General features: G+C 59.1%; 14 protein-coding genes. 9 read left to right on the forward strand and 5 right to left on the reverse strand.

The features are described 5' to 3' along the window. Positions 1-11: 11 nt before the first annotated feature. A complete protein-coding gene (locus C1Y43_RS06085) occupies positions 12-1,310 on the reverse strand; it encodes an LLM class flavin-dependent oxidoreductase (RefSeq protein WP_058770255.1) in 1,299 nt (432 codons plus the stop codon). A gap of 34 nt (positions 1,311-1,344) precedes the next feature. After that, positions 1,345-2,415, reverse strand: coding sequence for an iron-containing alcohol dehydrogenase family protein (locus tag C1Y43_RS06090; RefSeq protein WP_104187445.1), 1,071 nt, complete (start codon positions 2,413-2,415; stop codon positions 1,345-1,347). A gap of 252 nt (positions 2,416-2,667) precedes the next feature. Between C1Y43_RS06090 and C1Y43_RS06095 the strand changes: the two genes are divergently transcribed. The 9 genes from C1Y43_RS06095 to C1Y43_RS06135 all read left to right on the forward strand — a co-directional run bounded on the left by C1Y43_RS06095 (position 2,668) and on the right by C1Y43_RS06135 (position 10,019). Next, on the forward strand, positions 2,668-3,213 hold the full coding sequence (locus C1Y43_RS06095) for a GNAT family N-acetyltransferase (protein ID WP_021509027.1): 546 nt from the start codon (positions 2,668-2,670) through the stop codon (positions 3,211-3,213). Further along, the gene (locus C1Y43_RS06100) at positions 3,210-4,361 is read left to right on the forward strand and encodes an amidohydrolase (protein WP_104187446.1); all 1,152 of its coding nucleotides are present in this window, start codon (positions 3,210-3,212) and stop codon (positions 4,359-4,361) included. The genes C1Y43_RS06095 and C1Y43_RS06100 overlap by 4 nt, the downstream gene beginning before the upstream one ends. Next, positions 4,358-5,674, forward strand: coding sequence for an MmgE/PrpD family protein (locus C1Y43_RS06105; protein WP_104187448.1), 1,317 nt, complete (start codon positions 4,358-4,360; stop codon positions 5,672-5,674). Before C1Y43_RS06100 ends, C1Y43_RS06105 begins: the two co-directional genes overlap by 4 nt. A gap of 40 nt (positions 5,675-5,714) precedes the next feature. Further along, entirely contained in the window at positions 5,715-6,419 is a 705-nt protein-coding gene (locus C1Y43_RS06110; protein ID WP_104187450.1) for a YafY family protein, read from the forward strand. Between the two features lie 117 nt (positions 6,420-6,536). After that, positions 6,537-6,779 (forward strand): ParD-like family protein, encoded by a 243-nt coding sequence (locus C1Y43_RS06115; RefSeq protein WP_071813632.1) that lies wholly within the window; start codon positions 6,537-6,539, stop codon positions 6,777-6,779. After that, the gene (locus C1Y43_RS06120; RefSeq protein ID WP_104187452.1) at positions 6,742-7,083 is read left to right on the forward strand and encodes a type II toxin-antitoxin system RelE/ParE family toxin; all 342 of its coding nucleotides are present in this window, start codon (positions 6,742-6,744) and stop codon (positions 7,081-7,083) included. Before C1Y43_RS06115 ends, C1Y43_RS06120 begins: the two co-directional genes overlap by 38 nt. Before the next feature lie 72 nt (positions 7,084-7,155). After that, on the forward strand, positions 7,156-7,539 hold the full coding sequence (locus tag C1Y43_RS06125) for a VOC family protein (RefSeq protein WP_104187454.1): 384 nt from the start codon (positions 7,156-7,158) through the stop codon (positions 7,537-7,539). A 502-nt stretch (positions 7,540-8,041) separates the two neighbouring features. Further along, the gene (locus C1Y43_RS06130) at positions 8,042-9,190 is read left to right on the forward strand and encodes an MFS transporter (RefSeq protein WP_199189148.1); all 1,149 of its coding nucleotides are present in this window, start codon (positions 8,042-8,044) and stop codon (positions 9,188-9,190) included. Positions 9,191-9,224: 34 nt separating this feature from the next. Next, on the forward strand, positions 9,225-10,019 hold the full coding sequence (locus tag C1Y43_RS06135; RefSeq protein WP_104187458.1) for a hypothetical protein: 795 nt from the start codon (positions 9,225-9,227) through the stop codon (positions 10,017-10,019). 125 nt (positions 10,020-10,144) lie between these two features. On the opposite strand, the gene C1Y43_RS06140 is transcribed toward C1Y43_RS06135, so the two are convergent. From C1Y43_RS06140 to C1Y43_RS06150, 3 genes are read right to left on the reverse strand one after another with little or no spacing between them, the layout of a single operon-like run. Next, positions 10,145-10,852, reverse strand: coding sequence for a cysteine hydrolase family protein (locus tag C1Y43_RS06140; protein WP_104187459.1), 708 nt, complete (start codon positions 10,850-10,852; stop codon positions 10,145-10,147). Beyond that, positions 10,845-12,155 (reverse strand): cytosine permease, encoded by a 1,311-nt coding sequence (locus tag C1Y43_RS06145; RefSeq protein ID WP_021509019.1) that lies wholly within the window; start codon positions 12,153-12,155, stop codon positions 10,845-10,847. The genes C1Y43_RS06140 and C1Y43_RS06145 overlap by 8 nt, the downstream gene beginning before the upstream one ends. Further along, positions 12,148-13,596, reverse strand: coding sequence for an amidase (locus tag C1Y43_RS06150; protein WP_104187461.1), 1,449 nt, complete (start codon positions 13,594-13,596; stop codon positions 12,148-12,150). Before C1Y43_RS06150 ends, C1Y43_RS06145 begins: the two co-directional genes overlap by 8 nt. Between the last annotated feature and the right edge of the window lie 236 nt (positions 13,597-13,832).

The following is a 13,832-nucleotide window of genomic DNA, read 5'->3' on the forward strand; positions in this document are numbered from 1 at the left end:
CTGTCTGTCTCTCACACTACCGGCAGGCCGAGGTTTTCACGCAGCGTGGCGAACTCGTACTCTTCGCGGAACAGACCGCGACGGCGCAGTTCCGGAATCACCAGCTCCACAAACAAATCAAGCTGCTCGGACATGATCGCCGGCATGATGTTGAAACCATCGGCACCGCCCTCGTTGAGCCACAGCTCAAAGTCATCGGCAATATCCTGCGCGGTACCGACGATTACCCGGTGACCACGCGATCCGGCGGCTACCGCAGCCAGTTCGCGCAGCGTCAGATTTTCACGTTTCGCCATGTCGGTCATCAGTTTCACGCGGCTCTGGTTGCCTTCACCCAGCGGCACTTCCGGCACCGGACCGTCGAGCGGATACTGGCTCAGATCCATATTGAAACGCAGCGAGAGCTGACGCAGACCGTTGTCGATATCAACCAGCGTGTTGAGCTCTTTCCACAGCGCTTTGGCCTCTTCGCGCGTGCGGCCAACAATCGGCATCACGCCAGGCATGATCACCACGTGATCCGGATTGCGTCCGGCGGCAATCACCTGATCTTTCTGCGAACGGTAGAAGCTTTGTGCTTCTTCCAGGCTGGCCGAGGCGGTGAAAATCACCTCGGCGGTCTCTGCCGCCAGCTTCTGCCCATCGCTGGAAGAACCGGCTTCGATAATCACCGGACGCCCCTGCGGTGAGCGGGTAATGTTCAGCGGACCCTGCACCTGGAAGTGCTCGCCGACGTGGTTAATCGGCTGAATTTTGTCATCAATGAAGTACTGACCGGTCTCTTTGTTGGGCTGCACCGCCCCCGCCTGCCAGCCGTCCCACAGCTTATAGGTGACATCGAGGAATTCACGCGCGCGCGCATAGCGCTCCGCATGATTAGGCATATCGCTGCGGCTGAAGTTACGCGCCACATCGGTAGAGAACGACGTCACCACGTTCCAGGCGGCGCGGCCGCGGCTAATGTGGTCCAGCGACGAGAAGCTGCGCGCCATGGTGAACGGGTCGCTGAAGGTGGTCGAGGCGGTCGCCGCCAGGCCAATACGCTTGGTGTTGACCGCCAGCGCCGACAGCAGCGTTAACGGCTCCAGACGCGCCATGGTGGAAGGCAGACGATACATGCTGGTCGCCAGTGCATCACCCACGAAGAACAGATCAAACTTACCGGCTTCGGCTTTTTTCGCGATGGTGATCAGCCAGTCAATATCCGTCGGATCGCCCAGATTTTCCGTCAGCCGCCAGCCGCTCACGTGCTGTCCAACCGGTTGCACAAACAGCCCTAAACGGATGCGGCGTGAAGATGAAGTAGCCATATTTTTTCCTGGTCAATAAAAGGGTCGATAACAATTAAAAGGCGTTCTCGGTCGCCAGCAGCGCCTGCTCTAAGGCATCCGCGCTGATGCGGAACGGCAAACGTTCGGCGCTGGCCGCCGGGAATTTGATCTGTTCAGCAATGCTTCTGATGGCTGCGCGACGATCGCCGTGCAGCGGCGCTAAGGTCAGCGGCATATCATACTGTCGCAGCAGCGCCAGCAGCGCGGCGTCCGGCTCACCGTCGTGCTCAATCAGCGACTGCACCAGCAGGCTGTAACCGACTTTTTCACCGTGCAGCCAGTGGTGCAGCTCCGGCTGATGGGTCAGACGGTTATGAATTGCGTGGGCAAAGCCTGGCGTTGGCAGCACATCACGCACGCTGTTGGCCAGGCCGGCCAGCACAATGCTGGCATCGATCACCTTCTCCAGTTCCGGCGTCACCTGCTGTTGCTGGTTGGCCAGCACGGCGGCGGCACCGTGCTGGCGATAGACATCCAGCGCGCGCTGCGCGGTCATCACTTTAAGATCGAGGGCGAGATCGTGGGGGTTGTGCCGCAGATAAGGATAGAACTCGTAGTATTTAGCCAGCGCGTCGACAATGCCCGCTTTGAGGTAACGCACATCACTTTGCGCAATCACTTCGCTGTCTACCAGCACCAGTTCAGGCATTTTGCCCAGCGGCTGGCTGCGCACGTGGCCGCCCTGCGCGTCATAAATAATCGCCACCGGCGACCAGGCGGCACAGGTCGCCGCGACGGTGGCGAAATTGACGACGGTGATTTCCGGTAACTGGCTGCCGACCGCTTTAGCCGCATCCAGTACGCGCCCGCCGCCAATTGCCAGCAGCAGTTCAGCCTGCTGCTGTTGCAGATTGCTTTTCAGCGTATCAATGGCCGCGTCGGTGCATTCGCCGTGTAAATACTCGATTTCCCAGCGAATACCACAGGTTTCCAGACTTTGCGTTAATTGCGGATTAACCGCCTGCCAGGCGCGCGGAGAGGTGAAAATACGGATATGCGTAGCATAAGGTTTAATGAATTCACCGGTGCGCGCACGCAGTCCCGGTTCGTGTGCGTAGGCACGCGGAGATTTAATCGCTAACACGTTGTCACCCTGATTAGGAAAAACGCCATAACAAAATTGTTATATTTCAGAGGATTAATGCGAAATAGTTATAGCGCTATGTATTTTATGCATACTACGGTAAATGGCGATTTGTGCAATGAAAAAGCCGCCATTTCATTTTCACAAATTTGCATTAGCTTATCCGGATTTCACATATAGCCCGTCAGCGCTTTACTGCTACTCTGAGCCTTCTTTCTTTATCGCCCGCCGGGCGGTTTTCCGGGGATAGCTATGACACTTGAGTTTCGTCAGGTCACAGAAGACGAAGTGGACACTTATCAGGCGCTGATGCATGCCGCCTATGCGCCCACGCTGGCGCTGGGGATCAAATTTGATGCGGCCACCGCTGACCGCGAGAAAACGCTGCGGCATCTGCAAAGCCACGGCGTGTATGCGCTGTATGCCCAGGGCGTGATGGTCTCCTCGGTCACCGTGCGTTATCCATGGGGCCCGTTGCCGGGTCCGTTCGGCCTGCCGCACATCGGCTGGTTTGGCGCCCATCCGGACTATGCGGGGCAGCAGTTTGGCCGCCAGGTTCAGGATCGCCTGGAGCAGGAAATTTTACGCGGCCAGTTACGCGCACCGGCGGTTTCGCTCGGTACCGCCATCAGCCATCCGTGGCTGATTGATATGTATCGCAAGCGCGGATTTGTGCTCATGCACACCACCGATCTCGGCAAAGGCCACATCACGCAATATATGAAAAAAGTGCTGGATGAAACCGCGCACGATGCCTGGCTGACGCGCCAGGCGGCATCACAAGGAAGCCAGGCATGAGCCAACTGAATGAAACAGCGCTGGGCGAGCAGCTGATCGCCTTTCGCCACGAACTGCACCGTTTTCCGGAACTCTCAAATCAGGAGTTTGAAACCACCGCCCGCCTGCGCCAGCAGCTGGAACAGCACCAGATTCGCATCTTTGATTTGCCGCTGAAAACCGGTCTGGTGGCAGAGGTCGGCCCGGCACAGGGACCGCTGATTGTGCTGCGTTCGGATATTGATGCGCTGCCGATTGAGGAGCAGTCGGACGTCGCTTTTCGTTCGGAGCGTCCCGGCGTGATGCATGCCTGCGGCCACGATTTTCACGCTTCCGCTGCACTCGGCGCGGCGATTCTGCTTAAGCAGCAGGAGGCAGCGCTGCCCGGCCGCGTGCGGATTCTGTTCCAGGCCGCCGAAGAGACCGGCCAGGGCGCGCCGGATGTCATCGCCACCGGCGCGCTGCAGGAGGCGGTGGCGATTTTCGGCATTCATAACGATCCGTCGCTGCCGCCTGGCGTGGTGGGTAGCAAAGCCGGTGCGCTGACCGCGGCGGTGGATCGCTTCGATATCCGCATCACCGGCACCGGCAGCCATGCTGCCAAACCGCATCAGGGCAACGATCCGATCGTTATCGCGGCACAGATTGTCTCCGCGGCGCAAACGCTGATTAGCCGTAACGCCCCCTCCGCTGACAACGCGGTGGTGTCGATCACCCAGCTGCACAGCGGCAGCACCTGGAACGTCATTCCGGACAGCGCCTGGCTGGAAGGCACAGTGCGCACCTTCTCTCAGTCCACGCGTGAGCGACTGGAGCAGCGCTTCCGCGAAATCGTGCTCGGCCTTGGTGCGGCTTTTGCCGCAGAGGTTGAGTTTAACTGGCACGCCGGTCCGCCTGCGGTGGTGAATGATGCGCACTGGGCGGATTTTGCTCTGCAACAGGCCACCGCCAGCGGACTTGAGGCGCGCGTGGTGGAAGCCAGCCCGATCGGCGAAGATTTTGCTTTTTATCAGCAACAGCTGCCCGGCGCCTTTGTGATGATCGGCACTGGCGAACCTTATGCGTTGCACCATCCGGCTTTTCGCATCAATGATGCGGTGTTGCTGCCCACCTCACGCTACCTCGCACAGCTCGCCGTGGCGGCGCTGCGCAGTCTGGAGCAGGCATGAACCTGAGCCACGCGCTGGCTGAGCGCATCCTGCAAAGCCAGCCGGATGCGGCGGCACGTGATGCCGCGCGCACTGGCGTGCAGGATTTTCTGGCTGTGAGCTGGCCGGTGTTACAGCAGCAGGTCCCGGACAGCGGCTTACCGGCGCTGCGACAGGTTTATGGCGACGGCAGCGTACGCTCACAGGCGTTACTGCTGGGCTATGCCGGTCATGCGCTGGATTACGATGATTTCCATGCCGATTTTCGCGGCCATCCCAGCGTGGCGATTCTGCCTGCGCTGTTTGCCTGGCAGCAACAGCAGCCCGCCACTGCCGAAGCGTTCCTTGATGCCTATGTCATCGGCGTGGAAGTGGCTGGCCGGCTGGGACTGGCCGCCAGCCAGCAGCACTATGCGCTGGGTTATCACAACACGGCCACGCTGGGCACGCTGGCGGCGGCGGCCGCGCTGGCACGCCTGCTGCAGCTTAATGCAACCGACTGCGCCACGCTGATCGGCATCGCGGCGACCCAGGCCAGCGGACTGCGCGCTCAGTTTGGTTCAGCGGTGAAGCCGCTGCACGCCGGACTGGCGGCAGAGCGTGCGGTGATGGCGGCACAGCTGACGCTGGCGAAATTCGATGGCCGGCATGAAGGGGTGCTCGACGCGTTTCTCGCCGCCAGCAGTAACGGCGAGGCGCAGCCGCAACGGCTGGTGGAAAACTGGGGCGCGCCGTGGCGCATCAGTACCCCCGGTCTGGAGTTCAAACCCTTCCCCGCCTGCGCCGGAACTCACAGCGCTGCCGAAGCGGCACGTCTGCTGCGGCGCGCCTGGCTGGCGGAAGGTCACTCGCTGGACTCGCTGCTGGAAAATATTGATGACATCACGGTCGCCTTCCCGCCGGGTGGTGACATCGCGGCGGCAGTTCGCGTGCCGGCTAACGGCATCGAAGCACGCTTTAGCCTGGAGTACGTGATTGCCGCCATGCTGATGTACGACGATTTGCGGCTGGAAGATTTTGCCGAAGGTGCACTCAATCCGGCGGTGATGCCGCTGGCGGCCAAAGTGCGTCGCACGCCGGATGCGTCCGCGCCGCCCGATGCGCTCAACCCGGCGCGGCGTTTTCATCTCGTCACGCTGACGCTGAAAGAGGGTCGTCAGCTGCAGCAGCGCCGCACGCGGCAGCAGTCGCTGGCGGATGGCGTAGATGTGGCGGCCAAACTGCGTCAGGCGCTGCGCCATGAAGTGCCGGCGCGCCAGCAGCAGTTACTGGCTATCAGCGAGCTGCAAAGCACGGCGGATTTGGCTACATTAAGCCAACTGTTGCGCGCCTGATTCCTGCCGGCGCGCGTTCTTCGCTTAAGGCTGGCGTATCATGTCTAAAACTCAGCGGCTTCCCGAACTGCTGCAATTGCTGCGCTGTCATCGCTATCCGCTGACCGCGCAGCGTATCGCCGAACAGCTGCACATCAGCGTGCGCACCGTCTATCGTGACATTCTTAGTTTGCAGCAGCAGGGCGTGGAGATTGAGGGCAGCGCGGGCGTTGGTTATTTACTGAAATCCGACGGCCATTTGCCGCCGCTGATGTTTTCCCGTCAGGAGATTGATGCGCTGGTGCTCGGGCTCAACTGGGTCACCCGACACACCGACGAAGAGCTTAAGTCCGCCGCGCGCCATGCGCTGGCCAAAGTCCAGGCTGTGGTTCCGCCGCATCTTACGCAGAGTATCGATCACCAGTCGCTGCTGATCGCCTCCCAGGGCGAAGCCTTGTTCGAAACCCATCTGCCGCAGATTCGCCAGGCGATCCATCAGCGCAGCAAGATCAGCCTGCGCTACAAAGATCTGCAGGATAACCTCTCTACCCGCACCATCTGGCCGGTGGTGATTGGCTATTTTGAACGCGTGCGCCTGCTGTGCGGCTGGTGCGAACTGCGCCAGGAGTTCCGCAATTTCCGCGTCGACCGCATTGAAGCGATCAGCGTCACCAGCGAACTCTATCCCGGCACGCGTCATCAGTTGCTGAAGCGCTGGCGGGATTATCACCATTTGCGTCACCCGGCGGACAGCGCGACACGCTAGCGACATAAAGTTGCCATAAGCGACAAAATGTCGCACACTTAGCCGCGTGCAGCAGTAATCGCAACTCAACATTACAACAGTCAGTCCATCACCGCTTTCATCCGCGAGGTAATATTCATGGCCACAAGTATTCGTTTAGACGATGACTTCGTGAGCGACGTAAAAATTCACGCTGAAGCCGCCAGCCGCAGCATTCCAAAGCAGATTGAGCATTGGGCGAAGATCGGCCGGATTGCTGAGGATAATCCGGACTTACCGTATAGCTTCATCGCTGAAGTATTAATCGCCCAGGCTGAAGTCGATAATCAGAAGGTTTCGCCGTATGTCCGCCGAACACCCCGATCCAAAACCACAAAATAGCATCGAGGTTTATCAAACACGCCGCTTTGAAAAAACGCTCGATAAATTGCCCGATACACAGCGTGCCATCGTCGAGGATGAGATCGACAGGATTGTTGATGCGCCTGAATTCGGTGAGCTCAAGAGAGGTGACTTAAACTTTTTACGCGTGCACAAATTTCAGCTGAATAACCGCCTGACGCTGTTGGGTTATAGCTGGGTGGAAAATAAACTGGAACTGTATCTGCTGGATATCGGACTCCCTGAGAATTTCTATCAGGAACAGAAAAAGCACCGTAAAGCCGATCTGAAAATTATCAGTTAACCCATCGACTCCTGACAAAATCTGTCACAGCCTCCCCCTACTATGCAGCGGTAAACACACAAGGAGATCACCATGCTTACCGCTAACATGACCATTATTTATGTGCCCAACGTCGTGAAAAGTGCTGACTTTTATGCCGCGCTGTTCGACATCAAACCCGCAGAACTCAGCCCGACCTTTGCCATGTTTGTGTTTGAGAGCGGCTTTAAACTGGGTATCTGGTCGCAGTATACCGTTGAACCCGCACTCTCCCTGCCCGGCAGTGCAGCGCGTAGCGAAATTGTGTTCAAAACCGCGCGCAAAGACGATGTCGATTTTCTTTATCACGAATGGGGCGTGCTGCGTGAAATCACCATCATTCAGTCGCCGGTGCGCATGGACTTTGGCTACACCTTTACCGCGCTGGACCCGGACGGGCACCGCCTGCGTGTCTGCTATTTACAGCTGGATGAGTAAGTGAAGTTACCTGGCGCTTACGGTTGCAGGTTGTTAACCGCGCTGAGCAATCATTAACTATATTTATATTATTAATTGCCGGTTAATGACATCTACGCTGCTGTTCAGTTAAGCAACGTGCAGGTAATCCATCCTGGTAGATAGCGGTGCGATTTATCGTGCAATAAATTGCACCGCTACACAGTGCACGCAATGCTTGTATCACCTCAGGTTAATTTCTATATATTACAGAGCATTAAAATAATATTGTCATCGTTGACTTTATCCGTCATTACCGTCCCCCTCCCACATCGCGCTTTTTTAAAATGCCTTCCGTATATGAAATAAATAAAATCTACTGAATACAGCCACCTGAACACGCTACGTCATTTCCAGGACAAGTCTTGTTACTGTTAAAAATTAATTACGTTTTTATGAGCCTTTGCACGGGCTGCAGCGTACCTGTAGCCCGACCATGGATAAGGCCAGGCAATGAAACGCCGTACTACACCGGGATGTGATGATGACCAATCTGCTTAACCTGCGCCAGCAGCGCGCGACGCGCACGCTATTTTTTATCGCCGGACTGGGCATGGCCGCCTGGGCGCCGCTTATTCCCTTCGCCAAAGCGCAGCTGGCGATCAATGACGGCATGCTGGGGCTGCTGCTGTTCTGTATCGCCGCAGGATCCATGTCAGTTATGCCCTTTACCGGCGCGCTGATTGCCCGCTTTGGCTGTCGCACGCTGCTGCTGCTGTGCGGTGCCGGACTGGCACTGGATCTGCCGCTGCTGATGCTGCTGAACTCACCGCTGCCGATGGCGGGCGCGCTGTTGCTCTTCGGTGCGATCAACGGACTGATGGATGTCAGCATGAATTATCAGGCGGTGATCGTGGAGCGCGAGGCCGCGGCCAGCAAGATGTCAGGCTTTCACGGTTTTTACAGTCTTGGCAGCATTGCTGGCGCTGGCGCGGTGAGTCTGCTGCTGTGGCTGCAGGTTGCGCCCCTGCTGGCGCTGCTGCCGCTGTGTGCGTTGATTTTATTGCTGCTGCTGATGAGCCATACCGCCCTGTTGCCCCGTCGCCGCACGGATGCAAAACCAACGCGCGGTACGCTGCGCGCCCTGACGCACCGTAACGTGGTGCTGATTGCCCTGCTGTGTTTCCTGCTGTTCCTCACCGAAGGCGCCATGCTCGACTGGTCAGCGGTGTTTATGAACAGTGAACGCGCCATGTCGATGCAACTGGCCGGTTTCAGCTTCACGCTGTACGCCACGGCTGTCGCCACGCTGCGCCTGTTTGGCGATCGGCTGATTAATCACTATGGCAGTCGCCGCGTGCTCACCTTGGGCGGTCTCGTCGCCAGCGGAGGGCTGGCATTAGCGATTTTCTCCGTCTGGCTGTGGAGTGCCCTGCTCGGCTTTGTGCTGGTGGGTATCGGTCTGGCCAATATCGTGCCGATTTTATTCAACGCGGCGGGTAACCAGCGCACTGTCGCCGCGCATTACGCCATACCGGCCGTCACGCTGTGCGGTTACTCCGGGCTACTGCTGGGCCCGGCGCTGATTGGCTTTAGCGCCCAGCTTACGTCCCTGACCACCACGCTCAGCGCCGGCATCGTGATGTTGCTGCTGGTGACTTTCGCGGCGCGTTTTGCTCTGGCAGCGAAATAGCGCCTCTGCCCTGTCATATTCACAAGGAGTTTCTATGACAACCTCAACGCAACCGGTGTTCAGCCTGCACTACGTCGGGCTCAATCTGAAGAAAGGCGTTAATGCCGCGACCTTCGAAGCCTTTCTCAAGGCGCGCGGCACGCAGATTCCTGCTTATCCGGGCTGGCAATGGTCGCTGTTAAAAGGCCTGCGTGGCGAACGCCAGGAACAATACCTGATGCTGTATCAGGCTCCCAGCCAGGCAGACTATGACCGCTATATCACACCGGCTGGCGAACTCACGGCTGAGGCCATCGCCTTCTGGCAACAGCGGCCCGAGGCGTGCGCGCTGCTTGAGGAGTGGAAAAACTTTGCCACCTATGGGGAGTTACCGACGCTCTTCTCCACGTTCTCGCTGCTGGCAGAAAACCGCCACAGTTCACTGCCGCCCGGCCCGAACTTTCAGCCCGATGCTCAACCTAAAGTGGCACGCGTGGTCGGTTTTCATCATCTGGCGCTACGCGCGGGCGTGACGGCTGCCGACTTTGATCGCTTTATGATTGAGAACGTCGCGCGCATTGATGACTATCCCGGCTGGAAGTTTCACATGCTGAAGGGCACCGGCGGTAATCGAAGTGAGCAATATGCGGTGATGCTGGTGATCGAAAGCCTCGACTCGCTCAACAGCTTCCATCCGGCGATGGACGTCTCAACCGAAAAATCGCTGACGTTTGTGAAAAACCATCAGGAGAGCGAGCGTATGTATGATGAATGGCGCACCATGGCCTCGTTCTCCGGCGCACCGCAAATGTATACCGACTATCTGACGATTTCCGGCAACGTTGGCTGAAGTTGGCCATGACCGGCGGAGGCCGGTCAGACTGCATCATCACGCCCGCGCAAGGTTGGTGTGCGGTTGTGGCTGGCCCGGCACCTCAACGCCTGGCCAGCCCGCCATTCGCGTCCGTTGCCGGATTAGCTCACCCGCGCCGCTGCCGGGCTGTTCAGCGCGGCCAGCAGCATTGCCGAGTCCGCCACTGCACCAAAAATACCGCCTTGCATATGAATCATGCTGAGCGCCGCTTCATGATGCTTCAACTCCGTCGCCGCGCAGCAGTCGCTCAGCACCAGACATTCAAAACCGCGATCGTTGGCTTCGCGCAGTGTGGTATGCACGCAAACGTCGGTGGTGATGCCGCTGATGATTAAGTTGCGGATACCGCGACTGTGCAGAATCAGCTCAAGGTCGGTGGCGTAAAAAGAGCCTTTGCCGGGTTTATCAATAATCACTTCATCCGGTAGCGGCGCCAGCTCGGGAATGATTTCCCAGCCTGGCTCACCGCGCACCAGAATGCGGCCACAGGGCCCTGGTGCACCAATCTCCGCCTGCATCCGCCGCGATCGCCAGCGCTTGTTGGCCGGCAGATCGCTCAGGTCCGGACGATGGCCTTCACGGGTATGGATGATCGGGAAGCCGGATTCGCGCATGCGCGCTAACACCTGCTGCAGCGGTTTGATGGGGGCGCGTGTCAGGGAGATGTCGTAACCCATAGTGTCAACATAACCGCCCTTGCCGCAGAAGTCGGTTTGCATATCAATCACCAGCAGCGCGGTGTTTTGCACCGTGCAGTTGCCGTCAAACGGCCACGGATAGGGGGTTGAATCAACGATATAATCAGGCATTGCTTTTCTCCATTACCGCCGTGCTGCTTTCCGGTTTCCATTTCACAATCAGCGTATAGCTCAGTGCCGCGGTGACCAGGCCGATAACCGCTTCACCAAACTGCGGGAATTCGAGGTGGGCCATCACCGCACACAGGCTGCCGATGGCCCAGGCGGCGAACGCGCTGCCGCGCAGGCGCCGGGTTTGCCGCTGTTCGCTGATTTTTGCCATAAAGATCAGATCAACAATCATCACTGCGCCAAACGGCGGCACCACCATGCCAAGCAGGCTGAGCCATTCGAGGAACCAGGACCACACGCCGGCCAGCGCCAGCACGCCACCGATGGCCCCGAGGATCAGCGTCCACAGGCGCATTTTGCTGCTGAACAGATGGCTGAAACCGACCGCGCCGTTATACAGGCAGTGCGTGCACACCGAACCGAGGTTGATAAACACAAACAGAAAGGCAATGACGGAGAGCAGCATGCCGTGCCCCATCAGCAGCGGCAGGAAGTTACCGCCGTTGCTGAGCGGATCGACCGCCGCGCCGACGGCGACAATCACCACACCAAACAGATAGGAAATCACATTCGCCAGCGGGAACGCGGAAAACGCGGCGATCACCGCTGATTTGCCGTCCTTCGACCAGCGGGTAAAATCCGCTGTCATGGTGCCGGAATCCGCAAAGCCGGCAATCACCATGGTGACCGCCGTGCCCATGCTCATGGCGCCAGCGGCTGCCGGACTGCCCTGCCACTGGGTCAGCGTGGTGAAATCATGATCCTTGCTCACCAGCCACAGCGCCACCAGCCCCAGCACCACAAACAGCGGAGCGGCAATCATTCCCAGCACCGACAGCGCCCGCACCCCGAGAAAGGTGACGCCGGTATACAGCACCATGGCAAACGCGGTGACCGCCAGCGCGTTCCAGCCAAAAGTCTGGTTGATCACCGTCCCGGTCAGGCCGGTCTGGAAGGCGTACCAGCCTATCACCACTGTAGAAAGAAAGCCGGACACCAGGATATAGCCTTTGGTGCCAAAGGTCCGCTTCGCCTGCAGCGCGAAGTTCATACCGGTATGCCCGGCGAACCAGCTAAGTGCGCCGACATAGGCAAACAGCACCAGGTTACCCAGCAAAATCGCCAGCAGTGCCGGCCAGAAGCCAAGATGCCAGGTGATAATGCCGCCGAACAGCGCATTAGTGAGGATCATCGGAAAGCCAAACCACACCGCCGACACCGAACCCGTCGAGTGGCGATGGCTAAGCGGCACCGGCTCATGCTCGAACTCCTGCTCCAGCGCAGGGGAAGATTTGTTACTCATGGAGAACTCCAATAGCAGCAGGATAGTGATGATTCCATGGTTGGATGCGCTCAAAAGCGGCACTGGCCGCCAGCACCAGGCCATCGTCCAGATGACGACCCACAATTTGCATACCGATCGGCAGACCACTGGCCGTGAAGCCGGCAGGCACCGAGGCGGCAGGCTGACCGGTAAAATTGAACGGGAAGCAGAACGACAGCCAGTGATCGCTGCGCACCATGCGGCCATCAATGACTTCCGGGCCCTGCATGTGCAGCGCAAACGGCGGCACCGCCAGCGTCGGTGACAGCAGCAGGTCGTAGCGCTGCATAAAGCGCCACAGCTGGTTGCAGAGCTTTTTGCGCGTGGTATTGGCGTCGGTGAAATGCTCCGCGCGCCAGTCGCGCTGCAGCATGGCACTCAGGTGCGGTGACATCGCTGTTCCCAGCTGGTTCTGGATCTGGCGCATGCCGCTCAGATCGCTTTCGAACGCCACCAGCGCAGCAAAGCTGGCGCTTTCGTCAGCGATGCCGGGATCCACCTCTTCCAGCTCTGCGCCCAGCGCCGCAGCGAAACGACGCGCGGCCGCGGTGACCACGGCGCGCACTTCCGCATCGACGGCGATATAGCCAAAGTCGGCGCTGAAAGCGATGCGCAACCCCTGCAGTGGCCGATGCAGGCTGGCCAGCCAGTCAACATCGCTGCATGGGATGGAGTGCCGATCGCGCATGTCCGGACCGGCCATCACTGACATCATCAGCGCGCTGTCGCGCACGCTACGCGTCATCGGACCGATATGTTCAAGCGATTCCCAGCTGGAAACGCCAGGATAGCGCTCATCGCGGCAGCCCGGCCACAGCGGCACCCGCCCCATCGAGGCCTTGAGTCCATAGACACCGCAGTGGGACGCCGGGATACGTACCGATCCCCCGCCATCACTGCCGAGCGCAATCGGACACAGCCGCGCCGCCAGCGCCGCGCCGGAACCCGCGCTCGATCCGCCCGGCGTTTTGCTCACATCCCAGGGATTTCGCGGTGAGGGAAACAGGGGATTATGGCCGACACCGCTGTAGCCAAACTCCGGCGCGGTGGTCTTGCCCAGCAGGATGGCATCCGCCGCCAGCAGGCGCTCAACGGTGATGTCATCCTCTTCGGGAATAAAATCGGCGTAGGCGGCCGATCCTGACGTGGTTCGCACACCTGCGGTACAGATCAAATCTTTTACCGCCAGCGGCACACCCGCCAGTGCGCCCAGCGGCTCGCCGCGCGCACGACGGCAGTCGATCTGCTCTGCCTGTGCCAGCGCCCGCTCCGGCGTCAGGGTACAAAACGCCTGAATCAGCGGCTCCCGCTGTTCCAGGCGATCCAGCGTCGCCTGGGTTAACTCGCGCGCGGAAACCTCGCCGTCGCGCACCCGCGCCGCCAGCTGGGTGGCATCTTCATCCAGCAGTGCATCAAACATGATCGTTCTCCGGGGGTTAATTGGCTACCGGGAGGAGTGCAGTTTGCGTGCCAGAATAGTGTGGTGTGCGCGGCCGTTATGCGCCGGGCCAGATAGGATACGGTCTGGGATACAAGATGGAATACTTATGGATGCGGCAGTCATACGGATGCAGGCAATGCGCACAAACTGTGCGCACCGCTGCATCATCGCGTTGCCATTTTAGGGTGCAGCAGGCGGAGGCGGCGTTGCTGCCG

It is taken from the genome of Pantoea sp. ICBG 828, from assembly GCF_002928355.1.
Lineage (GTDB): Bacteria > Pseudomonadota > Gammaproteobacteria > Enterobacterales > Enterobacteriaceae > Pantoea > Pantoea dispersa.

Excerpts from the sequence above, each read along its gene's own strand:
- C1Y43_RS06085 (WP_058770255.1), bottom strand. The coding sequence starts at position 1,310 with ATGGCTACTTCATCTTCACGCCGCATCCGTTTAGGGCTGTTTGTGCAA.
- C1Y43_RS06095 (WP_021509027.1), top strand. The coding sequence starts at position 2,668 with ATGACACTTGAGTTTCGTCAGGTCACAGAAGACGAAGTGGACACTTAT.
- C1Y43_RS06100 (WP_104187446.1), top strand. The coding sequence starts at position 3,210 with ATGAGCCAACTGAATGAAACAGCGCTGGGCGAGCAGCTGATCGCCTTT.
- C1Y43_RS06105 (WP_104187448.1), top strand. The coding sequence starts at position 4,358 with ATGAACCTGAGCCACGCGCTGGCTGAGCGCATCCTGCAAAGCCAGCCG.
- C1Y43_RS06110 (WP_104187450.1), top strand. The coding sequence starts at position 5,715 with ATGTCTAAAACTCAGCGGCTTCCCGAACTGCTGCAATTGCTGCGCTGT.
- C1Y43_RS06115 (WP_071813632.1), top strand. The coding sequence starts at position 6,537 with ATGGCCACAAGTATTCGTTTAGACGATGACTTCGTGAGCGACGTAAAA.
- C1Y43_RS06120 (WP_104187452.1), top strand. The coding sequence starts at position 6,742 with ATGTCCGCCGAACACCCCGATCCAAAACCACAAAATAGCATCGAGGTT.
- C1Y43_RS06125 (WP_104187454.1), top strand. The coding sequence starts at position 7,156 with ATGCTTACCGCTAACATGACCATTATTTATGTGCCCAACGTCGTGAAA.
- C1Y43_RS06130 (WP_199189148.1), top strand. The coding sequence starts at position 8,042 with ATGACCAATCTGCTTAACCTGCGCCAGCAGCGCGCGACGCGCACGCTA.
- C1Y43_RS06135 (WP_104187458.1), top strand. The coding sequence starts at position 9,225 with ATGACAACCTCAACGCAACCGGTGTTCAGCCTGCACTACGTCGGGCTC.
- C1Y43_RS06140 (WP_104187459.1), bottom strand. The coding sequence starts at position 10,852 with ATGCCTGATTATATCGTTGATTCAACCCCCTATCCGTGGCCGTTTGAC.
- C1Y43_RS06145 (WP_021509019.1), bottom strand. The coding sequence starts at position 12,155 with ATGAGTAACAAATCTTCCCCTGCGCTGGAGCAGGAGTTCGAGCATGAG.
- C1Y43_RS06150 (WP_104187461.1), bottom strand. The coding sequence starts at position 13,596 with ATGTTTGATGCACTGCTGGATGAAGATGCCACCCAGCTGGCGGCGCGG.